Source organism: Roseomonas sp. KE0001, from assembly GCF_016107285.1.
Lineage (GTDB): Bacteria > Pseudomonadota > Alphaproteobacteria > Acetobacterales > Acetobacteraceae > Pseudoroseomonas.
On sequence record NZ_RCVQ01000004.1, the window covers coordinates 94,948 to 120,010 of the forward strand.

Below are 25,063 nucleotides of genomic sequence, written 5' to 3' on the forward strand. Positions count from 1 at the left end.
GGGTTTCGTGGGCGTGGGGACGGGGCTGGATCTGCCGGTGGATTGCATTCTGGAAGGGGATTGCATCGAGATGCTGCGGGCACTGCCCCCGGCCTCGGTGCATGCCATCTTCGCCGATCCGCCCTACAACCTGCAGCTCCGGGGCCAGCTCCGCCGTCCCGACGAGAGCGTGGTCGACGGCGTGGACGACGACTGGGACCGCTTCTCCGACCTCGCGGCCTACGACGCCTTCACCCGCGCCTGGCTGTCCGAGGCGCGGCGGGTGCTGCGCAAGGACGGCACCATCTGGGTCATCGGCTCCTATCACAACGTCTACCGCCTCGGCGCCGCGCTGCAGGATCTCGACTTCTGGATCCTGAACGACGTGATCTGGCGGAAGGCCAACCCGATGCCGAACTTCCGCGGCCGCCGCTTCACCAACGCGCACGAGACCATGATCTGGGCGGCGCGCGGGCAGGAGAGCCGCTACAAGTTCAATTACACCGCCATGAAGTCGCTGAACGACGACGTGCAGATGCGCTCGGACTGGTTCATCCCGCTCTGCACCGGCGCCGAGCGGCTGCGCGACGCGGAGGGGAAGAAGGTGCATCCGACGCAGAAGCCGGAGGCGCTGCTGCACCGGGTGATCCTCTCCTGCACCGCGCCGGGCGATGTGGTGCTCGACCCCTTCCTCGGCTCCGGCACCACCGCCGCCGTGGCGCGCCGCCTGGGCCGGCGCTGGATCGGCATCGAGCGCGATCCGGGCTATGCCGCCGCCGCGCGCGCGCGCATCGCCGCCATCGCGCCGCTGTCGGAAAGCGCCATGCTGGTCACGCCGACGAAGCGCGAGCAGCCACGCGTGCCCTTCGGCACGCTGGTCGAGCGCGGGCTGGTGGCGGCCGGCGCGAAGCTCACCGACCGGCACCGCCGCTTCGTCGCCGAAGTGGCGGCGGATGGCTCGCTGCGATGCGGCAAGGCGCAGGGCTCGATCCATCAGGTCGGCGCGGCGGTGCAGGAGGCGCCCTCCTGCAACGGCTGGCTGTTCTGGCATGTCGAGCGGCGCGACGGCACGCTGCGCCTGCTGGACGAGCTGCGCGCCGAGGTCGCCGCCAGCCTGACGGCGTGACGGCCGGGGCCGCGCCCGGCCGCCTCAGCCCAGGCGCGCCTGCAGCGCCGCGCGCAGCTCGGTCGACGAATAGGGCTTGCTGATCACCGCCACGCCGCGCAGCCGGTCGGGGAAGGCATCCGCCTCGCCATAGCCGGTGGCGAAGAGGAAGGGGATGCCGCGCGCCAGCAGGGCGTCGGCCACCGGGAAGCTGCTCTCGCGTCCCAGGTTGACGTCGAGCAGGGCGAAGGCGGGCGGCGCCTGTTCCAGCAGGCGCAGCGCCGTCTGCACGCCGGCCGCCACATCCACCTCGGCCGCGCCCAGGCGCCGAAGCTGGTCCTCGGCATCCATGGCGATCAGCAGATTGTCCTCGACCAGCAGCACCCGGCCGGAGAGCGTGAATTCCGCCGCCGGCTCGCGCGCCGGGCGCGCCGGCGCGGCGGGCGGCGGCGCCCCCTCGGCGCGCTGCACGCAATCGGCCGGCAGCAGGAAGCGGGCCTCGATCCCCTCCAGCCGGTAGCGCAGATCCGCCTCGCCGCCGAGGTCGTGCGGCACGGCGCGCTCCAGGATGGTGGTGCCGAAGCCCTGGCGGCGCGGCGGGCGCACCGGCGGCCCGCCGCGCTCGCGCCAGAGCAGTTCGAGCCCGCCGCAGGGCGTGAAATCCCAGCATACGTCCACCTCGCCATGGCGGTCGCAGAGCGCGCCGTACTTGGCGGCATTGGTGACCAGCTCGTGCATGACCAGCGCCAGGGTCGTATAGGCCGCCGGCTGCAGCAGCACGCCGGGGCCGCGCAGGTGCAGCCGCTCCGACTTCTCCTGCAGATAGGCCTCGGCCTCGGCCTGGATCAGCTCGGCGAGCGGCGCGGGCTGCCAACGGTCGGTGGTAATCTGGTCATGCGCGCGGGCCAGCGCCTGGATGCGGCCGCCGACCATGGCGGCGAACTCGTCCACCGTGCTGGCGTAGCTGCGGCTCTGCCCGACCAGGCCGCGGATCAGGCCGAGGATGTTGCGCACCCGGTGGTTCAGCTCGGCGATCAGGATCTCCTGCCGCTCCTGCGCCACCTTGCGCTCGCGCTCGGCGAGATCGGTCAGCTGCAGCACCACCTCGAGCAGCGTCACCCGCAGCCGCTCGGCCATGGTGAGGTCGCTCTCGCTCCAGGGCTGGCTGTGCCCCTCCACCGATTCGCGCCAGGCGGCGAAGCTCTTGCGCGGCGAGAGGCGCGGACCGTTCGGGCCGTAGCTCATCGTCTTGGCCGGCTCGCCGGCCCAGGTCACCGACTGGGTGACACCGCGCCGGAAGAACATGAGGTAGTCGCGCGGGGCGCGGGAGAGGGGGATGGCGAGCAGGCCGGAGGCGCGATGGGCATAGTCGCGCGCCGGCGGGTGCAGCTCGCCCAGCTGATGGGTGGACCAGACGCTGCCGGAGGCCGAGCGGTGCAGGAAGCGCGCGATGCCGACCAACTCCTCCGCCGTCGGCGTGTGACCGCGCAACGCCGTGCCGTCGGCGCTCCAGAGGCCGATGCCGTCGCAGGGGATGACCTCGGAGAGCGGCTCGAGGAACTCGGCGAGCGACCGGCTGCCGGGACGCATGGCGCCGAGCGCGGCCATCAGCCGCTGGTGCATCGCATTGGCCTGGGCGTCGCGCGCCTGGTCCTGCTCGCGCTCGCAGCTCTCCAGCAGCAGCGAGAAGATCTGGCCGAACAGCTCGGCGGCGGTGCGCCGCTCGAAGGGTACGCGCAGCGGCTCGTTGTGGTGGCAGGCGATCAGTCCCCAGAGCCGGCCCTTGCGCAGCACCGAGACCGACATCGAGGCGCGCACCCCCATGTTGCGGAGATACTCGACATGGATCGGCGAGACGCTGCGCAGCAGGCTGAGCGAGAGGTCCAGCGGCGCGCCCCGGCTGTCGAGCAGGGGCAGCACCGGCACCGAGGGCGCCTCGGTGTCGCCGATCAGCCGCAGCCAGTTGCGCTCATAGAGGCGGCGCGCCTGGCGCGGGATGTCGCTGGCCGGGAAATGCAGGCCCATGAAGGAGGAGAGGAAGCTTGCCGCCGATTCCGCGATCACCTCGCCGGCGCCGTCATGGTCGAAACGGTAGAGCATGACGCGGTGGAAGCCGGTCAGGCCGCGGATCTGCCGCACCGCCTCGCGGCAGAGCGCCTCGAAGCTGTCGGCGTGGTGCAGCCGGGCGATCATGCCGCGCACCGTGGTGCCGGCCTCCAGCGCATCCTGCAGGTCGGACGGCTCGCCCTCGACGACGATCAGCGGCCCGCTCTGATGCACGGCGAGGTCGTAGGGCGGCCCGCCCTCGCGCAGCGGCACGCCGAACAGGCGCTCCACGGCGTCCACCCCGCGCAGCAGATGCAGCCGGCCGCCGATCTGGTGCATGGCCTCGCGCGTCAGCAGCCCGGCCAGGGATTCGCCGCGCGCCGCCTCGGGGTCGAGCCCGAGATGCGCGGCGAGGTTGGCCGAGGCGCGCTGGATGAGCCAGTCGGCGCTGGTGGCGACGAGGAAGCCGGTGGGCTGGATGCCACCCAGGAGATGAATCGGCTCGCGATCGCAGTTGGTCAGATCGACGGCGCCGGTCAGGTCAGGCATTCAGCAAGGCTTCCTCGGTGTCCTCGCCCTGCAGGGCGGCCAGGAACTGGTTGAAGGCGGCACAGGCGCCGGCCAGCGCCTCGGGCCAGGCATCAGGCTCCGGCAGGGCCTGCTCCAGCATGGCGATGAAGGCTGGCCAACCGCCCGCGGCGGGAGCATGCGACAGATAGGCGGTGGCCACCCGCCCCGCCGCATCCCGGATAACGCCGCGCAGGAGCATTGCGTTGCCCAGGCGGGAGCCCTCCAGGACATAGGCGGCGCCGAGCGCCGCCGGCAGGCTGGCGAGGGCGCCGGCGGGAAGCGGCAGGGGCGGCGGCATCGGCTCGGCCAGCGCCGCCATGTCGCCGGCCAGGGCCGCGGTGCGCCGGCGCGCGGACCAGTCCGGCACCACCCGCTCCAGGCCCTGCCGGTCGCAGGCGGCCTCCAGCGCCGGCAGGGCGCGGGCATGGGCGCGCAGGAAGGCGCGATAGCCCGGCGCCGTCGCCAGCGCATAGCGGCCGCCCAGGGCATCGGCCCGGTCGTGCAGGGCCTGGGTGCCCTGGCGGAGGAACCAGCGGAGCCCGTCATGCCGGGGCCGGGAAGGGCGTGTCATCATGTCTCCTTTTGGGCCTGCGCGGCGGGTGGCGCCACCCCGGCGCGGATGGCGGAAGGGCGGGGAAGCGGTCCGTGCCGGTCAGGCATCTGGTCACCCGCGGGGGTCGGGAGGAGGGGCACGGGCGGCGGCGAAAGCGATCACCCGACCCTTGCGACCCGCAGCTCCCTCCCGTCAAATGGCCGGGAAGGCTGGCCCGCACGAGGCCGGCACATGGAGGAACGGAATGACCAAGCTATCCCGTCGCGCGACCCTGGCGCTGTTCGGCGCCCCGGCCCTGGCTGTGCCGGGAGCGTCCCTTCTGGCCCGCCCGGCCCTGGCCCAGGCCAGCTTCCCCAGCCGGCCGGTCCGCATGCTGGTGCCATGGTCGCCGGGCGGCACGACGGACGTGCAGATGCGCGCCTTCTGCGATGCCGCCTCCCGCCATCTCGGCCAGCCCGTGATCGTGGAGAACCGCGCGGGCGCGGGCGGCATCCTCGGCCCGCAGGCGCTGCTGAACGAGAGGCCGGACGGCTACACCCTCAGCCAGATGCCGATCAGCGTCTTCCGCTACCCGCACATGGCGCCCAAGCCGCCCTTCGATGTCCTGCGCGACTTCACCTGGGTCAGCCACCTGACCGGCTATACCTTCGGCGTGGTGGTGCGGGCCGACGCGCCCTGGAAGACCTTCGCGGAATTCCTCGACCATGCCAAGAAGAACCCCGGCAAGGTGACCTACGGCTCGCCCGGCGTCGGAACCTCGCTGCACCTGACGATGGAGCGGATCGCCGGGGAGCGCGGCATCGACTGGGTGCACGTGCCCTTCCGCGGCGTGGCCGACAACCTTACCGCCCTCCTCGGCGGGCAGACCGACGCCCTGGCCGACAGCTCGGGCTGGGCCGAGATGGTGCTGGAGGGACGCCTGCGCCTGCTCACCGTCTGGACGCCGGAGCGGGTGAAGCGCTTCCCCGACGTGCCGACGCTGCGCGAAGGGGGCATCGACATCGTCTCCACCTCGCCCTATGGCGTGGCCGGCCCGCGCGGCATGGAGCCGGCGGTGGTGAAGGTTCTGGACGAGGCCTTCCGCAAGGCGGTCAACGACCCGCAGCATGTCTCCATCCTGGAGCGCTACGACATGCCGGTGATCTACATGGGGCCGGAGGATTACGCCGCCTTCGCCGCGAAGACCGACGCGGAGGAGAAGGCGATGATCCAGCGCCTCGGCCTCAAGCTCTGAGGCCGGAAACACCCTTGCGTTTCGCGCCCATTCGCCGGTTTTGATGGCATGGCGGGCGGCTCCACGCCCATGCTCGCCCGCCCCTGGGAAAACAGGCCCGCCGCGCGCGATTCCGCGCCGGGCGGCTGTCCCGCTCCCGGGGATGGGGAGACATCACAATGGCATTCATCATGGGTCCCGCCGCCGGCGGCGCCACCCTCGCCGGCACCGGAGCGAATGACGTTCTTGTCGCGCGGGGCGGCGGGAACCTCATCATCGGCGGCGGTGGCGAGGATGACGTCATCACCAGCTGGCGCGGCATGGACACGGTGCGGCTCGGCGAGCCGGGCGATGGCGATTCGGGGCGTGACACCGTGCTGCTGGCGGGGAAGGGCAACGGCGTCATTGCCGGCGATGCCGGGCTGGACCTGCTCTCCTGGGGCGGCGGCAACACCGTCAGCCTGGGCAACGGCGACAACCGGCTGGAGTTCTGGGGCCGCCACAACAGCGTCAGCACCGGCTTCGGCGACAACGACATCCTGTTCCATTGCGGCGGCAACAGCGTCCTGCTCGACGGCGGGCTCTACCCCGGCAGCGCCGGCGAGACCTGGGTCCGCTTCGCCGGCACCGGCAACAGCTTCAGCCTGGCGGAATCCGCCTTCGCGCCGCCGCCGACCGTGAATCTTCGTATCGAGGGCGGAGCGGGGCAGGGCAGCTTCGACCTCGGCGGCCTCGGCACCGCCTCGCTCGACACCGGAGGCACCGGCAACCGGATCTTCCTGGGCCTTGGCGACTATGCCATCCAGCCGGGGGCGGGCGATAGCCTGGTGAGTTTTCCGCCCAGCGGGCGCGGCGCCGCCGCCGGGGAGGTCTCCATCACCCTGGAGGGGTATGGCGACCGCATCAGCGGCGCCGCCGGACATCTCGAGGTGCAGGGCGGCACGGGCGGCACGCGCGTCGAGCTGCTGGGCTTCACGGCCAATGACGTGGATCTGCGGCTGGGCGGCGAGGGCAACAGCGTCACCAGCCAGACCCTGGTGGAAGGGCACATCGCCTCGGCGGGTGGCCGGGCGCAGTACGATATCTTCGGCGTGGCCGCGGAGATCGTCCTGGCCGGAGCGGACAACCGGCTGCAGCTCGACACGCTGATCGGCGGACGGATCGTCGATGGCGGCGAGGCCACGCGAATCGACATCTCCTACAGCAACACCCTCTACGACTTCTCCGGCAGCATCCTGGATTTCGGCGCCGGCCGGGGCGGCGTGGTGGCGCTCGACGACGGCACCACCGGCTATGCCAGCGTCGCCGCGGTGCTGGCCGCGCTGGAGAGCGACGGTGCCGGCGGCAGCCTGCTGGCGATCGGCGGCGGCGCGCTGCATTTCGAGGGGCTCGCGCCCGCCGCGCTGGCGGCCGCCAACTTCGCCATCATCTGAGCCGGCCGGACCCGGAGGGAGGCGCCCTCCAGGCGCCGCCTTCCCGGCCGGCCGGACCAGGGGGTCAGGCGGCGCGCGACAGCGCCTTCCAGACCACCTCCGGCGTCGCCGGCATGTCGAGCCGGGTGACGCCATCCTCGCGCAGCGCGTCGATCAGGGCGTTCATCACCGCCGGCGGCGAGCCGACCGCCCCGGCCTCGCCGGCACCCTTCACACCCAGCGGATTGGTCTCGCAGGGGATCTCGACCAGCTCGACCTCGATGTCCGGCAGGTCGATGGCGCGCGGCAGGGCATAATCGTTCAGGCTGGCCGAGAGCAGCTGGCCGCTCTCGGGATCGTAGGCGGTGCGCTCCATCACCGCCTGGCCGATGCCCTGCGCCACGCCGCCATGCACCTGGCCGCGGACGATCATCGGGTTCAGCGCGAAGCCGACATCATCCACCACGATGTAGCGGGCGATCTCGGTATGCCCGGTCTCGGGGTCCACCTCCACCTCGGCGATGTGGCAGCCATTCGGGAAGGTGTGCGCCGGGATGGCGGCGATCTCGGCGGCATCCAGCAGCGTCACCGTCTCGCCCTTCGCCGCGCGGGCGCGCTGCGTCGCGGCCAGCTCCAGGATGCCGATGGCGCGGTCGGTGCCGGCGATGGTGAACCGGCCCTGCGCGAACTCGATATCGGCCGGCGCGGCCTCCAGCGCCTCGCCCGCCGCCTGCTTGCCCTTCTCGATCACGCTGGTGGCGGCGGCCAGCAGGGCGGTGCCCTCGGAATAGAGGCTCCGCGCGCCGCCCGTGCCGCCGCCGGTCGGGATGGCGTCGGAATCCCCCTGCACCACGCGGATCCTCTCGACCGGGATGCCGAGCTCATGCGCGGTGATCATGGCATAGGCGGTCTCGTGGCCCTGGCCGGTGGATTGCGTGCCGACCAGCACTTCGACGAAGCCGTCCTCGGCGAAGCGCATCTCGGCCCGCTCGGAGGCATCGCCGCCCGTGGCCTCCAGGTAATAGGCCATGCCGATGCCGCGCCGCTTGCCGCGCCGCGCCGCCTCGGCCCGCCGCTCGGCGAAGCCGGCCCAGCCGGACTTCTCCAGCGCCACGTCGAGCACCTTGTTGAAATCGCCCGAATCGTAGGTCTGCCCGACCGGGGTCTTGTGCGGCATGGCCGAGGGCGGGACCATGTTGCGGCGGCGCAGCTCGACGCGGTCGATGCCGACCTCGGCCGCGGCGGCGTCGATCAGCCGCTCCACCAGGTAGTTGCTCTCCGGCCGCCCGGCGCCACGATAGGCATCGACCGGCACGGTGTTGGTCAGCACGCCGAGGACGTTGGCGTAGATCGCCTGGAAGCCATAGACGCTGGCCAGCACCTTGGTGCCCGCGCCGCAGGGGATGAAGGGCGCGAAGGTCGAGAGATAGCCGCCCATGTCGGCGTAGTTCCTGGTCCGCAGCGCCAGGAACCTGCCGTCCTCATCCAGCGCCAGCTCGCCCTCCGTCAGGTTGGCGCGCCCCTGGGTGTCGGACTGGAAGGCCTCCATCCGCTCCGAGGCCCATTTCACCGGCCGGCCCAGCCGGCGCGCCGCCCAGCAACACAGCGCGTATTCGGCATACATGTAGAGCTTCATGCCGAAGCCGCCGCCGACATCGGGGGTGACGACGCGGAAGTTCTCCTTCGGCAGGTGGAAGACGGCATCGGCCAGGATGTTCTTCACCAGCCAGGAGCCCTGGGTGCCGGCATACAGCGTGAACCTGCCGCTGGCCGCGTCATACTCGGCGAGCGCGGCGCGGCCCTCCATGCTGTTCACGACGATGCGGTTGTTCACCACCGTCAGCCTGGTGACATGCGCGGCGCGGGCAAAGAGCGCCTCGGTCGCCGCCTCGTCGCCGGCCGACCAGTCGAAGCAGATATTGCCAGGCGCGCTGTCCCAGACCTGCGGCTGGCCGGGCTGGAAGGCCGTCGCCAGATCCACCGCGGCCGGCAGCACCTCGTAATCGACCATCACCGCCTCGGCCGCGTCGCGCGCCGCCTGGGGCGTCTCGGCGACGATGAAGGCGACGCCATCGCCGACATGGCGCACCACGTCGATGGCCAGGCCGTAGCGCGGCGTCTCGGCGCGCGGGCTGCCGTCGCGGTTCTTCAGCGGGATCAGGCAGGGGATCTCGCCGAGGCCGTCGGCCTTCCAGTCCGCCCCCGTCAGCACCGCCTTCACGCCGGGCAGGGCGGTGGCGGCGGCGGTGTCGATGGAGAGGATGCGCGCATGCGCGTGCGGGCTGCGCAGCACCAGGGCGTGCAGCTGCCCCGCCGCGCCGATATCGTCCGTGTAGCGCCCCTGCCCCTTGAGCAGCCGGGGATCCTCGATCCGCCGCATGGGCTGGCTGAAGCCGAACTTGGCCATGTCGTGATCCGCTTTCCTGATCGTCCCGGGGATATCATTGGCCCCGAGGAGGTGATTGGGAAGGGGCTTCCGGCGCGGCCAAGAGCGGGGCAGGGTGCCTCGATGGCCGATCTCGTCCCCCTGCTGCTGCGGCTGCACGATTCGCACGCCTATCCGGGCTGCCGCGCCAGTGCCGGGACGCTGCCGCCGCCGCCCTTCGCCGCGCGGCCCTGCCTGATCGAGTTCTCCGACGGCGCCGGCGCCTCCGGCGCGTTGTCCATGCCGGGGGCGGAGGAGATGCACCTCGCCATCGCCGCCTATCGCACCATGCGGGGGCACCGCATCGCCGCCAAGTCCTGGCTGCTGCGATCCGCGCAGAACCCGCCCGGGGAAGGCTGGAAGGTGGCGCGCCGGATGAGTTGAACCGCCGGGGGCGCTCCGAAGCGCGGCCTTTCGGCTCCGGCCGATCCAGCCTAGCCTCTCGCCACGCCTCGTCCCGTGGCGCGAAACTCCGGAGAAGCCCGCATGAGCCTGACGCGTCGTCACCTGATCGCCGGCCTTGGCGCCACGCCGCTCCTGATGAGCGCAACGGAGGCCCTGGCGCAGGGAATCCAGCCGAAGCGCGGCGGCATGCTGAACGTCATCCTGAACCCGGAGCCGCCGGTCCTGCAGATCGGCGTCAACAACCAGACGCCGACGCTGATCAGCGGCACCAAGATCACGCAGGGCCTGCTGAAGTTCACCCCCGGCCTCGAGCCCATGCCGGAACTGGCGAAGAGCTGGAGCGTCAGCCCGGACGGGCTCGAATACGTCTTCCGGCTGCAGGAGAACGTGACGTGGCATGACGGCCGGCCCTTCACGGCGGAGGACGTCATCTTCTCCGTGATGCAGTTCAACCGCGAGATCGCGCCCCGCCTGCGCGGCGTGCTCTCCGGCATCGCCGAGGCCACGGCGCCCGATCCGCTGACCGTGCGCTTCGTGCTGAAGCAGCCCTTCCAGCCCTTCCTGCTGTGCTTCGACGCCACCGCCCTGCCGATCGTGGCGAAGCACATCTATGGCGGCACCGATTTCCGCACCAATCCGGCCAATGCCAGGCCGATCGGCACCGGGCCGTTCCGCTTCGTCGAATGGCAGCGCGGCAACTTCATCCGCATGGAGCGCTTCGAGGGGTACTGGAAGCCGGGCCAGCCCTACCTCGACGGCATTCTCTGGCGCGTCATCCCCGACGGGCAGAGCCGCCGGCTGGCGATCGAGGGCGGCCAGGTGCAGATGAGCACCGCCACCGACATCGAGCCCTTCGACATCCCCGCGCTGCGTCAGGCGCCGAATCTCCAGGTCACGACCAAGGGCTGGGAGTACTTCTCGCCGCTCTTCTGGTTCGAGTTGAACCTGCGCGTGAAGCCCTTCGACGACCGGCGGGTGCGGCAGGCGATGAGCATGGCGCTGGACCGCAACTTCATCGTCAACCGGCTGTGGTTCGGCCTCGGCAAGCCGGCCACCGGCCCGGTGGCCTCGACCACGCGCTTCCACGAGCCGGAGGCGAAGGTGGCGCCCTTCGACGTGGCGAAGGCCCGCGCGCTGCTGGACGAGGCCGGGCTGCGTCCGAACGCGCAGGGCATCCGGGCTGCCTTCCGCTACGTCGTGCCGCCCTATGGCGAGATCTGGACCCGCATGGGCGAGTATTTCCGCCAGGCCATGCGGCAGATCGGCATGGAGGTGACGCTGGAATCGACCGATGCCGGCACCTGGGCCTCGCGCATCGCCAACTGGGACTACGAGGCGACCTCCAACGTGCTCTACCAGTTCGGCGACCCGACGCTCGGCGTGGAGCGCTCCTACGTGTCGTCCAACATCCAGAAGATCCTGTTCACCAACACCGCCGGCTATTCCAACCCGCGGGTGGACGAGCTTTTCGCCCGCGGCCGCAGCGCCGCCAGCGAGGCGGAGCGGCGCGCCGCCTTCTCCGAGGTGCAGAAGATCCTGGTCGAGGACATGCCGCTGCTCTGGGTGGTCGAAGTCAATTACCCGACCGTGATGGACAGGCGCCTGCACAACGCGGTGCAGCTCGGCACCGGCAACCATGCCAGCTTCGACGACGTGTTCCTGGCCTGATCAGCCGGGCCGCGTCACCGTCGCGCGGGTCCAGAAGGTGAGCGCCACCATGCCGGCGGCGGCGGTGAGGAAGGCGGCGGAATAGCCGCCGCGCGCCAGGATGGCGCCGAAGCCGATCGAGCCCAGTCCCTGGCCGAGGAACAGCGCCATGGCGAAGCCGGAGACGGCGGTGGCGCGGGCCTCGGGCAGGGCCTCGGTGCTGCGCGCCTGCAGCACGCCGTGGAACATGAAGAAGAACAGGCCCATCGCCGCCTGCAGCAGCGCCACCGCCCCCCAGCTCGGCGCCAGGGCGAGCAGGGCCAGGGCCGCGGCCAGCATCAGCCCGCCGGTGAGCAGCAGCCGCGCCTCGCCCAGGCGGCGCACCAGCCGCGCCGCCATGCGGGTATAGGCCAGGGCGCCGAACCCGAAGCCGGCGGCGACCAGCCCGGCATGCCAGGGCTCCAGGTGGAAGTCCTGGATCAGGTAAGAACCGATGAAGGGCAGGGCGCCGCCGAAGAGCAGCAGCCCGTCCAGGAAGGCGGCGAGCAGCAGCAGGCGGGCCGCCGGGCGCCGCAGCAGCGCCGCGTAGCTGCCGAAGCCGAAGCCCGCCGGGGGGGCGCCGGGCGCGCGGCGCCAGAGGCCCGGCCCGAGCGCCAGCAGGATGCCGAGCGCGACCGAGAGCGCCACCCCGCCCACCGTGACGAAGACGGCGCGCCAGCCGAAGCCATGGGCGATGGTGCCGGAGACCGGCCCGGTCAGGAGCTGCGCCATGACCATGCCGGTGAGGAAGCGGCCGAGCGTCGCCTGCCGTTCCTCATAGGGCACGTTGTCGCCGATCCAGGCCATGGCCAGCGGGATGATGGCGCCGCCCATGGCCCCGGTCAGCGCCCGCAGCGCCAGCAACTGCCCGAGCGAGCCGGCCAGGGCGCAGGCCGCCATGGCCAGCCCGTAGAGCAGCAGGCCCAGGGTCAGCACGCGCAGCTTGCCGAAGCGGTCGCCGAGCGGCCCGAGCAGGATCTGGCAGAGGCCGTAGGGCAGGGCGAAGGCGGTGATCAGCACCGCGATCTCGGCCACCGTCACGCCGAGATCGCGGGCGACCATGGGCAGCACGGGGTCCAGCATCCGCATGCCGGCGCCGGTCGCGAAGCCGGCGGCGGCCAGCAGCGGCAGGATGGCGAGAGGAGGCCGGGCAGGGGCTCCACCGGGTCGCGGAGCGCCGCCCCCGGCCGCGGCGCTCACGCCGCGTCGGCCTTCGGCGCCTGGGCGCGGCGGGCCCGCTCGCTCTCGGTCTTCAGCTGGCCGCAGGCGGCCAGGATGTCGCGCCCGCGCGGGGTGCGGATCGGCGAGGAATAGCCCGCCTCCATGACGATCCGGCCGAAGCGGTGGATGGCGTTGTTCGACGAGGTCTCGTAGGGGCTGCCGGGCCAGGGGTTGAAGGGGATCAGGTTCACCTTGGCCGGGATGCCCTTCAGCAGCCGCACCAGCTCGCGCGCGTCGGCCTCCGAATCGTTCACGCCCTTCAGCATGACGTATTCGAAGGTGATGCGCCGGGCGTTGGAGGCGCCGGGATAGCGGCGGCAGGCCGCCATCAGCTCCTCGATCGGGTACTTGCGGTTCAGCGGCACGATCTCGTCGCGGATGTCGTTGCGCACCGCGTGCAGCGAGACGGCCAGGCCGATGCCGAGCTCCTCGCCGCAGCGGTCCATCATCGGCACCACGCCGGAGGTGGAGAGGGTGATGCGCCGGCGCGACAGGGCGATGCCCTCGCCGTCCATGATGACCTTCATCGCCTTGGCGACGTTCTCGTAGTTATAGAGCGGCTCGCCCATGCCCATGATGACGATGGTGGAGAGCAGCCGCGGCGTGCCGTCGGTCGGGCTTGGCCACTCGCCATAGGAATCGCGCGCCGCCATGAACTGCCCGACGATCTCGGCGGCGCCGAGATTGCGCACCAGCTTCTGCGTGCCGGTGTGGCAGAAGCGGCAGGACAGGGTGCAGCCCACCTGGGTCGAGACGCAGACGGCGCCGCGGTCCTCCTGCAGGCCGGGGATATAGACCGTCTCGACCTTCTGGTCGTCGCGGAACCGGAAGAGGAACTTGCGGGTGCCGTCCTCGCTGGTCTGCTGGGTGTCGAGGCCGGGGCGGCCGACGACGAAGCGCTCGGCGAGCCTTTCCTGCAGGGTCCTGGCGATGCTCGGCATGCGGGCGAAGTCGGTCTCGCCCTGGTGGTAGATCCAGTGCCAGAGCTGTTTGGCGCGGAACGGCTTCTCGCCGATCGCGAGCATCTCCGCCGCCAGCTCCTCGCGCGACAGGCCGACCAGGTCGCGGCGGCCGTCCGGCAGCGTGGCCGCGGGCGGCGCGAAGAGCGCGGCCTTGGCCAGGATGCGGGCGCGCTCCGCCTCGGTGAGGTCGGGCGTGGCCGTCGCGGCGTGGAGGGGTCCGGCGGGGGCGGAGATGCTCATTCGGACTTTACCGGCGGCCCGCCGGACACTCCTTGCTGATGGCCTCATAGGCCGCGGTGAAGCCGGAGAGGGAGAAGGTGTCGGTCGCGGTGCCGCGGCCGCCGGGGCCGGGGCCCTTGGCAACCGCCGTCGCGCCGCCCCGGAAGGCGGACACGGCCCGCGAGCCCTCGCGGGCGAAGGCGTTCTCCTGGGCGGTGTAGAAATCGAGCGCGGTGCCGCCGACCGCGACCTCCACCTCGGCCTTGGGAGCGTAGCTGTAGCCCGGGCGCAGCGCCACCTGGTCGCGGCCCTGCGGGCGGTGCGTCACCGTCAGCATGACGTTCTGCCGGCTGCCGGCGCCCTCGCTCTTGCTGGCCCGGGAGAAGGCGTAGCAGACCTTCTGCGCGCCCGAGCCGAGGGTCGCGGCGGTCCAGTCCTGGAAGCTGCCGAGCGCCTGCGGGCGCGGCTGCTGGGCCTGGGCGGAGGACGGGGAGGCCACCACGGCGAGCGGCGCGCCGAGCAGCATCAGCAGAGGGAGGAGCCGGGTCATGGCGGTCACATAAGGGTTCGGGGTGCGGTGGGGCAACCGCGCAAAGCCAGGGCCGGATGCGCGGCAGGCGCGGGCGTGATGACATTTCCCGCGCCCGCGGGGAAGCCGCCGCGTGGCCGCGGGCGAGATCGTTCCGCTTGCGGCGCATGGCGCTCACGCCGCGCGGGGCGGCGGCCACAGCACCTTGTCGCCGTAGTTGCACAGGTCGCGCACCACGCAGTGCCAGCATTCCGGCAGCCGCGCCTTGCAGATGTAGCGCCCGTGCAGGATCAGCCAGTGATGCGCGTCGCGCAGCAGCTCGGGCGGGACGCGCTTCATCAGCGCGTCCTCCACCGCGCGGGGCGTCCGGCCGGGGGCGAGGCCGGTGCGGTTGCCCAGGCGGAAGATATGCGTGTCCACCGCCATGGCCTCCTCGCCGAAGGCGACGTTCAGGACGACATTGGCGGTCTTGCGGCCGACCCCCGGGAGGGCCTCCAGCGCCGCCCGGTCCGCCGGGACCTCGCCCCCGTGCCGCTCGATCAGCAGGCGCGACAGGGCGATGACATTGCGCGCCTTGGCCTTCCACAGTCCGATGCGGCGGATGTGCTCGGCCAGCCCCGCCTCGCCCAGCGCCACCATCTTCTGCGGCGTGTCGGCCAGCGGGAAGAGCGTGGCCGTGGCCTTGTTGACCGAGACATCGGTCGCCTGGGCGGACAGCGCCACCGCGACCAGCAGCGTGTAGGGGGAGGTGTAGTTCAGTTCGGTTCGCGGCGCCGGGTTGTGGGCGGCGAGGGTGCGGACGAAGGCGGCGGCCTGAGCGGCGGACATCTTCCGGGCGCGGCGCGGCGCCTCGGCCGAGCCATGCCGCGAGGCCGTCGGAGTGGCGCGCGCTGGCCTGGCGCGCGGGGTGGCGCGGGTAGCGGGCGGCGCCGTGATCTCGGGCGCCGTGACTTCCGGTGCCGTGACTTCCGGTGCCGCCTGGGGCGGGGCCATGGCGGGGGGAGAGGCGGCGCCGGCGGGAGCGGCCCGGCGGCGGCGGGAGGGGTTGGCGGTCATGGCACTCGCGGAGCTCCGCCGGGCGGGGCGGCAAGGGAGAAGAAAGGCCCCGCCGCCATCTGGCCGCGGTGCCGGAGCAGCCTATGTTTCCTGGCGATGACGGCAAGTCCCGAACCCTTGATCTTCGAGGCGATCAGCGTGCCGCACCGCAGCCTGCGGCCCCTGGCGCTCGCCCTGCTGGCGGCGATGTGCCTGGGCTGGGCCCTGATCGGCAGCGTCGTCTTCCTGGTGCTGGGCGCCTGGCCGGTGGTGCCCTTCCTCGGCGTCGAGACCCTGCTGGTCCTGGTCCTGGTCCTGCTGCACCACCGCTGGTCGGCCCGGGCGCGGGAGGTGGTCTCGCTCGGCGCCGGCCGGCTGGTGGTGCGCCGCACCGATGGGCGGGGCCGGCTGGAGGTGGCGGAGCTCGACCCCTACTGGAGCCGGGTGGAATGGAGCGAGCGGGAGGGGCTGGCACTTCGGCAGCGCGGCCGCCGGGTGGCGATCGGCCGCTACCTCTCCGAGCCCGAGCAGCGGGACCTGGCCGATGCCCTCGGCGCGGCGCTTGCCGCCTACCGCTCGCCGGTCTTCGACAATCCGCAGCTGCGCGAGCCGGGCTGAGCGCGGGCGCACAACCCGGCGGCGGCCGGCGCGTTACGATTGTTACTTCGCGCATTTCCGGAAAGGCCGCCGATGACCTTCGATCCCAGGAGCGGTCCCCGCGCCCTCCGCCACGCCGGTGCCGTCGTCACGACGCTCGATCAGGCGCGCCGGGTGGTGCAGGCGCGGCTGTCCGCCGAGGCGGCGCAGGGCCGCACGCCGCTCGCCAACGGCCTCGAGGCGGCGCGGATGGTGCCGGAGAAGATGCTGGCCTTCTCGGCCGGCGGCATGGCCCTTGCGCAGGGCGGGGCGGATCTGTCCCGGCGCGCGCTGGAATACTCCCTGACGGAGATGGAGGCGGCCCACCGCGCCATGCTGCGCGCCGCCGCCAGCCGCTCGCCGCTGGGATGGTCGATGGCGCAGATGGAATGGGCGGCGGGGGCGATGGGCCGGGCCGCCGGCTTCGGCACCGCCTGCGTCACGGCGGGCCTCGGCGTGGCGGAGGCCTCGCTGCGCCCGGTCCGCCGGACGGTGGCCGGCAATGTCCGGCGCCTGCGCTGAGAGCACGGCGTCCGGGGCGTCGTCGCGAGATCGGCGGGCGGTCATGGAGAAGGCGCCGGAGGTCTCCCCCCGGCGCCTGTTGCGGTCCTGGGCGGTGGCCTCAACCGAGGCGTTCGCCGTGCAGCGAGACGTCGAGGCCCTCGCGCTCCTCCTCCTCGGTGACGCGCAACCCGATCACCACATCGACCACCTTGAGAAGGATCCAGGTGCCGATGGCGGTGAAGATGAAGGTCGCGACCACCGCGTAGAGCTGCAGCATGAACTGCGCGAAGGAGCCGGCGATGCCTTCCGGCAGGCCCGGCGTGGCCGAGAGTGGGCCATAGGCGAAGATGCCGGTCAGCAGCGCGCCGACGATGCCGCAGATGCCGTGCACGCCGAAGGCGTCCAGGCTGTCGTCATAGCCGCACCAGTGCTTCAGCGCCGTGGCGCCCCAGAAGCCGGCGAGGCCGGCGACGACGCCGATGATCAGCGCCGGGAAGGGCAGCACGAAGCCGGCGGCCGGGGTGATGGCGACGAGGCCCGCCACCGCGCCCGAGATGGCGCCCAGCACCGAGGGCTTGCCCTTCAGCATCCACTCGGCGAACACCCAGGCGAGGGTGGCGGCGGCGGCGGCGATCTGCGTCACCAGCATGGCCATGCCGGCGCGTCCGCCGGCCGCCGCGGCGGAGCCGGCGTTGAAGCCGAACCAGCCCACCCACAGCAGGGCAGCGCCGATCACGGCCAGGGACAGGTTGTAGGGCGACATGTTCTCGGTGCCGAGGCCGATGCGCTTGCCGAGCACCACGGCGCCGACCAGGCCCGCCACGCCGGCATTGATGTGCACCACCGTGCCGCCGGCGAAGTCGAGCGCGCCGAGGCCGAAGATCCAGCCGTTCGGATGCCAGACCCAGTGCGCGACCGGGCTGTAGATCAGCAGCGACCAGAGGATGGTGAAGACCACCACGGCCGAGAACTTGGCGCGGTCCGCCCAGGCGCCCGTGGCCAGCGCCGGGGTGATGATGGCGAAGGTCATCTGGAACATGATGAAGACGGTCTCGGGCACGGTGAAGGCCACCGCGCCGTCGCCGCTGCCCAGGGTGAAGGGCTGGTCCCAGTTCGCCGCGACGCCCGAGAGGAAGACCTTCGACAGGTCGCCGATATAGGCGCCGCCCTCACCGAAGGCGATGCTGTAGCCGGCCACCATCCAGATGACGCTGCACAGCGCCGCCAGGAAGAAGGACTGCATCATGGTGGCCAGCACGTTCTTCTTGCGGACCATGCCCGCGTAGAAGAGCGCCAGGCCCGGGATGGTCATCATCAGCACCAGGGCGGTGCTGGTCAGCATCCAGGCGGTGTCGCCGGCGTTGACCGTGGCCTCCTCCTGCGCGAAGGCCGGCGCGGCCAGCAGCAGGACGGCGAGGGACGCGGATGCGCCGCGTGCCAGGATTCGCATGATCCTCGGTTCCACTTTCTTCTGCTTCTCGGGCTTCTGGGTCTCGGGGCGCGCGGTCACAGCGCCGAATCGTCGGTCTCGCCGGTGCGGATGCGGAGCGCGCGCTCCACATCGAGGACGAAGACCTTGCCATCACCGATCTTGCCGGTGCGGGCGGTGTTGGCGATGGCCTCGACCACCGCGTCCACCATGTCGTCGGGCACCGCCACCTCGATCTTCAGCTTCGGCAGGAAGGACACGTGGTACTCCGCGCCCCGGTAGATCTCGGTCTGACCCTTCTGCCGGCCGAAGCCCTTCACCTCGGTCACGGTCAGCCCCTGCACGCCGAGCGGGGTGAGCGCCTCGCGCACCTCGTCCAGCTTGAAGGGCTTGATGACTGCCATCACCAGCTTCATGCGCTGCGGCCCCCTCTGTTATCCGCGTAGCCGAAGCCGCCAATGCGAGCGGCGTGCCACACTGCGTAACAGGCGCCAGGACCCTCAAGGCCAAGCCAGGTACCTCCGAATGCCCGGAATTTAGGCAGATGCGCCTGCTTGTCGCGCTCGCCGGCCCTTGTTCCCGCCCCGGCCTTCCGGCGCCGGGTCCGAGGCGGCATCATGGGCCATGACCCAGAGCGACCCCGCATCCCCCGAGGCCCCGCCGCGCGCGGTGGATGTCTGCATCATCGGCGCCGGGCCGGTCGGCGCCACGCTGGCCACCGTGCTGGCCTCGCATGGCGTGACGGCCGCGGTGGTGGACAGCGCGCCGCTGCCGCCCATGGAACTGCCGGATTTCGATGGCCGCGCCTATGCCATCGCGCTCACCAGCCGCAACCTGCTGGAGGCGGCTGGGGTCTGGCCGCTGCTGCCCTGGGCGCCGGGGCCGATCGAGCGCATCCGTTGCGCCGATGGCCGGCCGGGGGAGAGCGCGAGCCGGATGGCGCTGCATTTCGACGCCGCCGAGACGGGGGAGGGGCCCTTCGGCTGGATGGTCGAGGCGCGGGCGCTGCGCATGGCGCTGAATGCCCGCATGGCGGCGCTGGCGCATCTGACGGTCCTCGCCCCGGCGCGGGCGGAGGTGTCACGCGGGCCGGCCGGGGTGGAGATCCGCCTCTCGACGGGGCAGCGGCTGCGCGCCCGGCTGGTCGTGGCGGCCGAGGGGCGGCGCTCGCCCCTGCGCCGGCAGGCCGGCATCGGTGCCGCCAGCTTCGACTACCACCAGACCGGGATCGTCGGCGCCATCGCGCATGAGCGGCCGCACGGGGGCACGGCGCTGGAGCAGTTCCTGCCGAACGGCCCCTTCGCCCAGTTGCCGCTGGCGCCGACGCCCGAGCACCCGAACGCCTCGGCCATCGTCTGGTCCGAGAAGCGCCATCTGGCCGAGCGCTTCCTGGCGCTGCCGGATGCCGCCTACGGGCACGAGATCCAGCGCCGCATGGGGGATCACCTCGGCCGCGTCACGCCGATCGGCCGCCGCTGGTCCTATCCGCTGACCGCCATGCAGGCGGCGCGCTATGCCGATACCCGCCTTGCCCTGGTGGGGGACGCGGCGCATGGCATCCATCCGATCGCCGGTCAGGGGCTGAACCTCGGCTTCCGCGACGTCGCCGCCCTGGCCGAGATGGTGATCGAGGCGGTGCGGCTGGGCGGGGACCCGGGCGCCCCCGGGCTGCTGGCCCGCTATCAGGCGGCACGGCGGCCGGATGCCATGCTGATGCTGGGCGCGACCCATGCGCTGGAGCGGCTGTTCGGCAACAGCCTGCCGCCGCTCCGCCTGGCGCGCCGCCTCGGCCTCGCCGCCGTGGAGCGGATGCCGCCGCTGAAGCGGTTCTTCGCCCGCGGCGCCATGGGCTTCGGCCCCGTCACCGGCGCGCTGATGCTGGGGTCCGGCGTGGCGCCGGCGCTGCCCCGGCCGGATGGCTGAGCGCCGGCCTCAGCCGGGGAGCTTCGGTTGCCCCGCGGCGAGCGCCCGGCGGCGCCCGACGCCGAGGCGGGGGAGCAGGCCGCGCAGCCGGGCGGGGATCTTGCGCAGCTTGTCCATCAGCATGGGGCCGAGCGGCTTGACCGGATGCCACAGCATGTCCGGCTGGCGGCCGATGACGAAGCGCGGCGGCGCGGCGACGAAGCTGCCGGCGGTGCCGGCGAGGTCCTGGGGCGCGTTGCTGTACCAGCGGCCCCGGTTGTCGGCCCGCACGAAGTGGCCGTCGCTGCCCAGATCCTCCACCGCCAGCCCGGCCTGGCGCAGGATGGTCGGCAGGGTGACCTCGGCATGGCCGGCCCAGCCCTGGCGATAGGCGAGGTCGATCGCCTGCATGGCGGAGCGGCTGAGCCGGTAGACCGGCAGGAAGCAGCACAGGCGGTCCTCCGGCGCCAGGGGCGGCACGGCCGGCGGCGTGCGCAGCGTGTCCCAGTAGAGCCAGTTCGGGTGCTCCGCGCCGCTGCGCACCGTGGTGGTCAGCAGATCCGCGGCCGAACTCTCGAAATGCTGCAGGAAGCGGGTCCAGGAGCCGGAGATGCGGACGTCGTACTCGATGATCCAGTAGTAATCGTATTCCGGATGCCGGGCGTGGAAATGCAGCGGCATCAGGTCAGAGTGGCCGTCGTCGCGCACGCTCCAGCCGGGCACCATCCGGCCTTCGGCGTCGATGCCGGCCTTGCGCCCATAGGCGGGCAGGCGGCACTCGGCGGTCAGCGCCACATGATGCCGCTCCCGCTCCAGCCGGGCCGGGATGCCCTTGCGGCTCGGCGTGTGCAGCAGCACGAAGGCGTCATAGCCGGGCGGGCACTCGGCCTTCAGCTTGCGGAACACGCGGGCGAGCGAGGGGTTGTAGAAGTGCGTCTGCAACAGGACGGCGCAGCGCCCGGGAGGGGCTGGGGGCGGGGACATGCTGCGCGGGCTCCATCGTCGCGATGGGGGCGTGAGAGTTGCGCCTCCCGAAACCAACCCTCCTATCGCAGATCGGGCCGGCCGCGCATCATTTATGATGCACCGCGAAACGAATCGCCAGAAAGTTAATCTTCAAGCAACAGGCTGTCCAGAAGGCTGCGCATCAGGCTCATGCCCTCCTGCACCCCTTCCAGCCGCAGCGGCCGCCCGGCCTCGCTGCCGGTGGCGCGGCTGAAGCTGCTGCGGTCCTGCGCCAGCTCGGTGGCGGAGAGCTTGCCGTCGCCGTCATAGTCCAGGCTCTCCAGCGTCAGCCGGGCGACGGCCATGCCGGCGATCACGCCGCCGCCTCCGGCCGCCACGAGCGCCTCCGGCGCCGCGTCCTCGGCGGCGGCCAGGACCCAGGCCATGCCGCGCACCAGGCGCGAGATCTCGGCCGGGGAGAGCAGCCGGTCCCCCGAGACGTCCGCCTCGCCCATCAGCGCGGCGATGCAGCCCGCCATGGAGGCGGCCGGACCGCCGCAGGCCGCCTCCAGCACCTCCAGGCTGGAGAGCACGGCCAGACCCTCGCCATGGCGGGCGGCGAAAGCCGGTGGCGGGATGGGGCAGCGCCGCCAGCTGCGGATCGGGGTCTCGCCCGGCAACCGGTCATCGCGCAGCTTGGCGTCCGGCTCGGCGCTCTCGAGGCTGGCGGGATCGCCGCGCAGCATCATCCGCGGCGCCTCCGCCCCCCGGCCGGTGCCGATGCTCCAGCCCTCCGCCTGCCGCATGCCGGTGAAGCGCACCAGCCGGGCCGGGCCATCGGCCGGCAGGCGGGCCACGGCGCGGGCGGTGACCTGGAGCATGGCGCCGGGGGCGGCGCAGTCGCCGGCGAACCAGGCCCCGCGCAGCCCCGCCGGGGTGGCCAGCGGCGGCGCCTCGGCGGCGGGCGCGGCCGGCTGCCCCCGGGCACCCTGGGGCGGGACGAGGCCGGCGAGGCAAAGGCCGAGCAGGAGGGGGCCAAGCAGGATGGGGAGACGAGCGCGGATCATGGCAGGTTCACCTCGGTGCCGGCGCAGAGGTCGAAATCCGGCCGGTCCAGCAGCCGCCCGTCGCGGAACACCCCGCGCAGGTGGACGGTGCAGCCCAGCCCGCCGGGCGGGGCGAAGTCCAGGGTCTCGCCGCGGCCGAGCACCGTGGCGCCCAGCCGGTCCGGCCCGCGGGGCGCCCCCGGCGCATCGGCATAGAGCTCGACCAGCGGCACGCCGCCGGTGTTGCGGAAGCGCACGCTGCCCTCGCGCGGCGGCCCCTGCTCCACCGGCCCGGCGCCCTGGCCGAGCCGCTCCGCCAGGGTCCAGCCCGGGCGCAGCACGATCAGGCTGTTCTCGCAGATGTCGAGGCCGCGCCGCTCCTCGGCGCCGCCATTGGCGAAGACGATGCGCAGATCCGCCTCGCAGGCGCTGCGCAGCACCAGCTCGGTGCGCGCACCGCGCTCCATCGGCCGCCCCTCCAGCCGGTCCTCGCCCCAGTCGCTGTCATTGACCGGCGAGGCGTAGATCTCCTGCACCGCGGCGCCGTGGCGGTTGACCAGGGTGACGGCGCGCTCGGGCGCGCGCGGGATGCCGCCGCCGTCGAAGCGGATGGCGCCGCCATCGCAGAGATCGACGCCGCTCTTCTCCTCGGCCGCGTCGTCCTCATAGACGGCGCGCAGGTCGGCGAGGCAGCTCCGGCTGCGCAGCCGCAGGCGCAGGCTCTCGCCGGAGTCGAGCAGGGTGGCGCCCAGCCGGTCGGGGCCCCAGCGTGGCCCGCCGCCCTCTCGCGCCCCCTCCGGCGCGCCCTCGGGCGCGGTGCCGCGGCCCACGGCGTAGAGATTGCGCATGGCGCGCCCGCTGGCGTTCTCGACCTCCGCCTGGCGCCAGGGGATGGCGGCGTCGCCGAAGCTCACCCGGCTGCGGCGGCAGAGATCGACACGCCGCTTCTCCTCGACCGAATCGTCCTCGAAGACCGCGGTCAGGTCGTAGAGGCACTGCCGGGCGCGCCCCAGGCGCAGCCGGAAGGTGGCCTCGGGGGCCACGATCTCGGCGCCCAGCCGGTCGGGGCCCCGTGCCCCCGCGCCGGCCGGCATGGCATAGAATTCACGGAGCGCCAGGTCGGTGTCGTTCACCACATCGGCTTCGCGCAGGGGCGCCGAGGGATCTCCCAGCGTCAGCCGCGGGTTGCGGCAGAGATCGACGCCACGCCGTTCCTCGACGCTGCCATCGGCCAGCACGCCGCGCACGTCGTGGAGGCAGAGCCGCGCGCGGCCGAGCGGCACGCGCAGGCTGGCGCCGGAGGGCAGGGTGTCGGAGGCGCCCAGCCGGTCCTCGCCCTGCTCGGTGCTGCCGGCCGGCACGACGTACAGCTCGCTCAGCGCCAGGCCCAGCTCATTGGCGATCACCGCCTCCGTCACGGCATCCGGGCGCGCCGGTGGCCGGGCGGGCGGCTGTGCCGGGCGCTGCGCCAGGGCGGGGCGGAAGGCGGGAAGGCTCCAGGGAAGGACGCTGCCGGGAAAACCGTGCCCGGCCGGTTGCGGCAAGGGTGCGGCCAGCAGCGCCAGCACCATTCCCAGACAAAGCCGCATTCAGCACACACCCCCAGACCGCGCGGCGGAGAATGCGGGGCGGGGAGGGGTGGCGCAAGCCGCAACCGGCGGTTTCCAAAACGCATTTTGCGCTTTGCCGGAAGTGTGGTTATCGCGCAACTTCGAACGCCAAGAAATCGTCCTGAGGAAGAGCCATGTTGCGCCGTGATCTCCTGACCCTCGCCGCCGCCGGCGCCGTCCTGCCCTGGCTCGGCGCCTCCCGGGGCGCGCCGGCCCTGGTGCAATCTGCCCTGGCGCAATCCGCCCAGCGCTACGCCTCGATGCACATCTTCATCCCCGGCGGCCCGGGCGGCGGCTGGGACGGACTCGGCCGCGCCATCGAGCAGGTGGCGCGCCAGGCCGGCATGGTCGGCAACTTCCAGTTCGAGAATGTCGGCGGCGCCGGCGGCACGGTGGGCCTGCCGCGCTTCGTCTCGCAGCGCCGCGGCCGCGAAGGCAGCATCATGGTGTCCGGCGGCGTCATGGTCGGCTCGGTGCTGGCCAACAAGTCGCCGGTCGGCCTTAGGGACGTGACGCCGATCGCGCGCATGACCACCGAGCCCGCCGTCATCGTCGTGCCGGCGAGCAGCGACCTGAAGGACCTGCCCGCCTTCCTGGCGGCGCTGAAGAGCAATCCGGGCGGCACCTCGGTGGCCGGCGGCAGCGCCGGCGGCATGGACCACATCATCCTGGGCCTGCTGCTGAAGTCGCAGGGCCGTTCGGCCAAGGAGGCCTCCTACGTCGCCTTCGCCGGCGGCGGCCCGGCCCAGGCGGCGATCCTCGGCGCGCAGGTGAAGGCCGGCATCTCGGGCATCTCGGAGTTCGCCGAGCAGATCAAGGCCGGGCGGATGCGGGCCCTGGCCACCACCGGCGAGACGCGCAGCCTCGAGGGCGTGCCGACGCTGAAGGAGAGCGGCGTCGATATCGTCATGGGCAACTGGCGCGGCGTCTTCGGCCCGCCCGGCATCAAGCCCGAGGCGCGCGAGGGGCTGGTGAAGTTCGTCACGGATCTGCATGCGCTGCCGGCCTGGAAGGAGATGCTGCAGCGCCAGGGCTGGGACGACGCCTTCCTCTCCGGCGACGACTTCGACGCCTTCCTGAAGCGGGACGAGGCCGCCACCGCCGAGGTGCTGCGCGAGATCGGGCTGATCTGACCATGGCACCCTCCAGCGGGACAGCGGAGCGCGGCGCTGACCTCGCCGCCAGCCTCTTCGTGACGCTGCTCGGCCTGCTCTGCATCTGGCAGGCCTGGGCCATCCCGGTCACGCCGCTCTATGCCCAGGTCGGGCCGAAGTTCATGCCCTACCTGATCGGCGGGCTGGTCACGCTGGTCGGCCTCGGGCTGGTCGGGACCGCGTTGCGCGGCGGCTGGTCCGCCTCGCTGGAGGAGGTGCGGGAGGCGCCGCCGGTCAACTGGCGCGCCCTCGGGCTGGTCGGCGCCGGGCTGGTGGCCAACCTGGCGCTGATCGACACGCTGGGCTTCGTCTTCGCCGCCACGGCGCAGTTCGTGCTGGTCGCCATGGGCTTCGGCAGCCGCCATCCGCTGCGCGACCTCGCCATCGGCCTCGCCGTGACGCTCGGCGCCTTCCTGGCCTTCGACAAGCTGCTCGGCGTGAACATCGGCGCCGGCATCCTCGACGGGATCCTCTAAG

Annotated in this window: 22 protein-coding genes; 10 read left to right on the forward strand and 12 right to left on the reverse strand. The window is 72.5% G+C overall.

The features are described from left to right. The first annotated feature begins 70 nt into the window (after positions 1–70). Positions 71–1,105, forward strand: coding sequence for a site-specific DNA-methyltransferase (locus D9598_RS09740; RefSeq protein ID WP_198366578.1), 1,035 nt, complete (start codon positions 71–73; stop codon positions 1,103–1,105). A gap of 24 nt (positions 1,106–1,129) precedes the next feature. Here D9598_RS09740 and D9598_RS09745 read toward each other — a convergent pair whose 3' ends face one another. Both D9598_RS09745 and D9598_RS09750 read right to left on the reverse strand, forming a co-directional pair. After that, entirely contained in the window at positions 1,130–3,679 is a 2,550-nt protein-coding gene (locus D9598_RS09745; protein ID WP_198366282.1) for an HWE histidine kinase domain-containing protein, read from the reverse strand. After that, the gene (locus D9598_RS09750; protein WP_198366283.1) at positions 3,672–4,271 is read right to left on the reverse strand and encodes a biliverdin-producing heme oxygenase; all 600 of its coding nucleotides are present in this window, start codon (positions 4,269–4,271) and stop codon (positions 3,672–3,674) included. The genes D9598_RS09745 and D9598_RS09750 overlap by 8 nt, the downstream gene beginning before the upstream one ends. A 226-nt stretch (positions 4,272–4,497) precedes the next feature. Here D9598_RS09750 and D9598_RS09755 point away from each other — a divergent pair, with 226 nt between their 5' ends. Further along, a complete protein-coding gene (locus tag D9598_RS09755; RefSeq protein ID WP_198366284.1) occupies positions 4,498–5,487 on the forward strand; it encodes a tripartite tricarboxylate transporter substrate binding protein in 990 nt (329 codons plus the stop codon). Between the two features lie 158 nt (positions 5,488–5,645). Then, a complete protein-coding gene (locus D9598_RS09760) occupies positions 5,646–6,899 on the forward strand; it encodes a hypothetical protein (RefSeq protein ID WP_198366285.1) in 1,254 nt (417 codons plus the stop codon). Positions 6,900–6,963: 64 nt separating this feature from the next. On the opposite strand, the gene D9598_RS09765 is transcribed toward D9598_RS09760, so the two are convergent. After that, positions 6,964–9,285 (reverse strand): xanthine dehydrogenase family protein molybdopterin-binding subunit, encoded by a 2,322-nt coding sequence (locus tag D9598_RS09765; protein WP_198366286.1) that lies wholly within the window; start codon positions 9,283–9,285, stop codon positions 6,964–6,966. A 102-nt stretch (positions 9,286–9,387) separates the two neighbouring features. Between D9598_RS09765 and D9598_RS09770 the strand changes: the two genes are divergently transcribed. Beyond that, a complete protein-coding gene (locus D9598_RS09770; RefSeq protein WP_198366287.1) occupies positions 9,388–9,687 on the forward strand; it encodes a hypothetical protein in 300 nt (99 codons plus the stop codon). Between the two features lie 102 nt (positions 9,688–9,789). Next, entirely contained in the window at positions 9,790–11,376 is a 1,587-nt protein-coding gene (locus D9598_RS09775; protein ID WP_232477097.1) for an ABC transporter substrate-binding protein, read from the forward strand. Here D9598_RS09775 and D9598_RS09780 read toward each other — a convergent pair whose 3' ends face one another. From D9598_RS09780 to nth, 4 genes are all read right to left on the reverse strand, one after another. Next, positions 11,377–12,594, reverse strand: a complete 1,218-nt coding sequence (locus D9598_RS09780; RefSeq protein WP_198366288.1) for an MFS transporter — start codon at positions 12,592–12,594, stop codon at positions 11,377–11,379. It abuts the gene before it with no gap. Continuing rightward, a complete protein-coding gene (gene rlmN / locus D9598_RS09785; protein ID WP_198366289.1) occupies positions 12,591–13,817 on the reverse strand; it encodes a 23S rRNA (adenine(2503)-C(2))-methyltransferase RlmN in 1,227 nt (408 codons plus the stop codon). The genes D9598_RS09780 and rlmN overlap by 4 nt, the downstream gene beginning before the upstream one ends. 7 nt (positions 13,818–13,824) lie before the next feature. Further along, a complete protein-coding gene (locus D9598_RS09790; RefSeq protein WP_198366290.1) occupies positions 13,825–14,346 on the reverse strand; it encodes an invasion associated locus B family protein in 522 nt (173 codons plus the stop codon). Between the two features lie 153 nt (positions 14,347–14,499). After that, entirely contained in the window at positions 14,500–15,153 is a 654-nt protein-coding gene (nth, locus tag D9598_RS09795) for an endonuclease III (RefSeq protein ID WP_198366580.1), read from the reverse strand. 324 nt (positions 15,154–15,477) lie between these two features. Here nth and D9598_RS09800 point away from each other — a divergent pair, with 324 nt between their 5' ends. Together D9598_RS09800 and D9598_RS09805 are read left to right on the forward strand one after the other, a co-directional pair. Beyond that, positions 15,478–15,978: a DUF2244 domain-containing protein gene (locus tag D9598_RS09800; protein ID WP_198366291.1), complete on the forward strand. Its 501-nt coding sequence runs from the start codon at positions 15,478–15,480 to the stop codon at positions 15,976–15,978. A 72-nt stretch (positions 15,979–16,050) separates the two neighbouring features. Continuing rightward, positions 16,051–16,518 (forward strand): hypothetical protein, encoded by a 468-nt coding sequence (locus tag D9598_RS09805; RefSeq protein WP_198366292.1) that lies wholly within the window; start codon positions 16,051–16,053, stop codon positions 16,516–16,518. Between the two features lie 100 nt (positions 16,519–16,618). Here the strand turns inward: D9598_RS09805 and D9598_RS09810 are convergent, their stop codons facing one another. Both D9598_RS09810 and D9598_RS09815 read right to left on the reverse strand, forming a co-directional pair. Beyond that, positions 16,619–17,950, reverse strand: coding sequence for an ammonium transporter (locus tag D9598_RS09810; RefSeq protein WP_198366293.1), 1,332 nt, complete (start codon positions 17,948–17,950; stop codon positions 16,619–16,621). Positions 17,951–18,006: 56 nt separating this feature from the next. Then, the gene (locus tag D9598_RS09815; protein ID WP_198366294.1) at positions 18,007–18,345 is read right to left on the reverse strand and encodes a P-II family nitrogen regulator; all 339 of its coding nucleotides are present in this window, start codon (positions 18,343–18,345) and stop codon (positions 18,007–18,009) included. Between the two features lie 208 nt (positions 18,346–18,553). On the opposite strand from D9598_RS09815, the gene D9598_RS09820 reads away from it, so the two are divergent. Next, a complete protein-coding gene (locus D9598_RS09820) occupies positions 18,554–19,852 on the forward strand; it encodes a UbiH/UbiF/VisC/COQ6 family ubiquinone biosynthesis hydroxylase (RefSeq protein WP_198366295.1) in 1,299 nt (432 codons plus the stop codon). A gap of 9 nt (positions 19,853–19,861) precedes the next feature. Here D9598_RS09820 and D9598_RS09825 read toward each other — a convergent pair whose 3' ends face one another. The 3 genes from D9598_RS09825 to D9598_RS09835 form a co-directional block, all read right to left on the reverse strand. Continuing rightward, complete coding sequence (locus D9598_RS09825; protein ID WP_198366296.1) at positions 19,862–20,815, reverse strand: DUF3405 domain-containing protein; 954 nt, start codon at positions 20,813–20,815, stop codon at positions 19,862–19,864. Between the two features lie 125 nt (positions 20,816–20,940). After that, the gene (locus D9598_RS09830; protein ID WP_198366297.1) at positions 20,941–21,843 is read right to left on the reverse strand and encodes a hypothetical protein; all 903 of its coding nucleotides are present in this window, start codon (positions 21,841–21,843) and stop codon (positions 20,941–20,943) included. Beyond that, positions 21,840–23,411, reverse strand: a complete 1,572-nt coding sequence (locus tag D9598_RS09835) for a hypothetical protein (protein ID WP_198366298.1) — start codon at positions 23,409–23,411, stop codon at positions 21,840–21,842. Before D9598_RS09835 ends, D9598_RS09830 begins: the two co-directional genes overlap by 4 nt. 155 nt (positions 23,412–23,566) lie before the next feature. Between D9598_RS09835 and D9598_RS09840 the strand changes: the two genes are divergently transcribed. Both D9598_RS09840 and D9598_RS09845 read left to right on the forward strand, forming a co-directional pair. Next, positions 23,567–24,565 carry a tripartite tricarboxylate transporter substrate binding protein gene (locus tag D9598_RS09840; protein ID WP_198366299.1) on the forward strand — a complete coding sequence of 333 codons (999 nt, stop codon included), beginning with the start codon at positions 23,567–23,569 and terminating at the stop codon, positions 24,563–24,565. A 2-nt stretch (positions 24,566–24,567) separates the two neighbouring features. Further along, positions 24,568–25,062 (forward strand): tripartite tricarboxylate transporter TctB family protein, encoded by a 495-nt coding sequence (locus D9598_RS09845; RefSeq protein ID WP_198366300.1) that lies wholly within the window; start codon positions 24,568–24,570, stop codon positions 25,060–25,062. Position 25,063 lies beyond the last annotated feature (1 nt).

Excerpts from the sequence above, each read along its gene's own strand:
- D9598_RS09830 (WP_198366297.1), bottom strand. The coding sequence starts at position 21,843 with ATGATCCGCGCTCGTCTCCCCATCCTGCTTGGCCCCCTCCTGCTCGGC.
- D9598_RS09820 (WP_198366295.1), top strand. The coding sequence starts at position 18,554 with ATGACCCAGAGCGACCCCGCATCCCCCGAGGCCCCGCCGCGCGCGGTG.
- D9598_RS09845 (WP_198366300.1), top strand. The coding sequence starts at position 24,568 with ATGGCACCCTCCAGCGGGACAGCGGAGCGCGGCGCTGACCTCGCCGCC.
- D9598_RS09835 (WP_198366298.1), bottom strand. The coding sequence starts at position 23,411 with ATGCGGCTTTGTCTGGGAATGGTGCTGGCGCTGCTGGCCGCACCCTTG.
- D9598_RS09745 (WP_198366282.1), bottom strand. The coding sequence starts at position 3,679 with ATGCCTGACCTGACCGGCGCCGTCGATCTGACCAACTGCGATCGCGAG.
- D9598_RS09765 (WP_198366286.1), bottom strand. The coding sequence starts at position 9,285 with ATGGCCAAGTTCGGCTTCAGCCAGCCCATGCGGCGGATCGAGGATCCC.
- D9598_RS09755 (WP_198366284.1), top strand. The coding sequence starts at position 4,498 with ATGACCAAGCTATCCCGTCGCGCGACCCTGGCGCTGTTCGGCGCCCCG.
- D9598_RS09815 (WP_198366294.1), bottom strand. The coding sequence starts at position 18,345 with ATGAAGCTGGTGATGGCAGTCATCAAGCCCTTCAAGCTGGACGAGGTG.
- D9598_RS09800 (WP_198366291.1), top strand. The coding sequence starts at position 15,478 with ATGACGGCAAGTCCCGAACCCTTGATCTTCGAGGCGATCAGCGTGCCG.
- nth (WP_198366580.1), bottom strand. The coding sequence starts at position 15,153 with ATGTCCGCCGCTCAGGCCGCCGCCTTCGTCCGCACCCTCGCCGCCCAC.
- D9598_RS09790 (WP_198366290.1), bottom strand. The coding sequence starts at position 14,346 with ATGACCCGGCTCCTCCCTCTGCTGATGCTGCTCGGCGCGCCGCTCGCC.
- D9598_RS09805 (WP_198366292.1), top strand. The coding sequence starts at position 16,051 with ATGACCTTCGATCCCAGGAGCGGTCCCCGCGCCCTCCGCCACGCCGGT.
- D9598_RS09770 (WP_198366287.1), top strand. The coding sequence starts at position 9,388 with ATGGCCGATCTCGTCCCCCTGCTGCTGCGGCTGCACGATTCGCACGCC.
- D9598_RS09825 (WP_198366296.1), bottom strand. The coding sequence starts at position 20,815 with ATGTCCCCGCCCCCAGCCCCTCCCGGGCGCTGCGCCGTCCTGTTGCAG.
- D9598_RS09775 (WP_232477097.1), top strand. The coding sequence starts at position 9,790 with ATGAGCCTGACGCGTCGTCACCTGATCGCCGGCCTTGGCGCCACGCCG.
- D9598_RS09840 (WP_198366299.1), top strand. The coding sequence starts at position 23,567 with ATGTTGCGCCGTGATCTCCTGACCCTCGCCGCCGCCGGCGCCGTCCTG.
- D9598_RS09740 (WP_198366578.1), top strand. The coding sequence starts at position 71 with ATGCTGCGGGCACTGCCCCCGGCCTCGGTGCATGCCATCTTCGCCGAT.
- D9598_RS09810 (WP_198366293.1), bottom strand. The coding sequence starts at position 17,950 with ATGCGAATCCTGGCACGCGGCGCATCCGCGTCCCTCGCCGTCCTGCTG.
- rlmN (WP_198366289.1), bottom strand. The coding sequence starts at position 13,817 with ATGAGCATCTCCGCCCCCGCCGGACCCCTCCACGCCGCGACGGCCACG.
- D9598_RS09750 (WP_198366283.1), bottom strand. The coding sequence starts at position 4,271 with ATGACACGCCCTTCCCGGCCCCGGCATGACGGGCTCCGCTGGTTCCTC.
- D9598_RS09760 (WP_198366285.1), top strand. The coding sequence starts at position 5,646 with ATGGCATTCATCATGGGTCCCGCCGCCGGCGGCGCCACCCTCGCCGGC.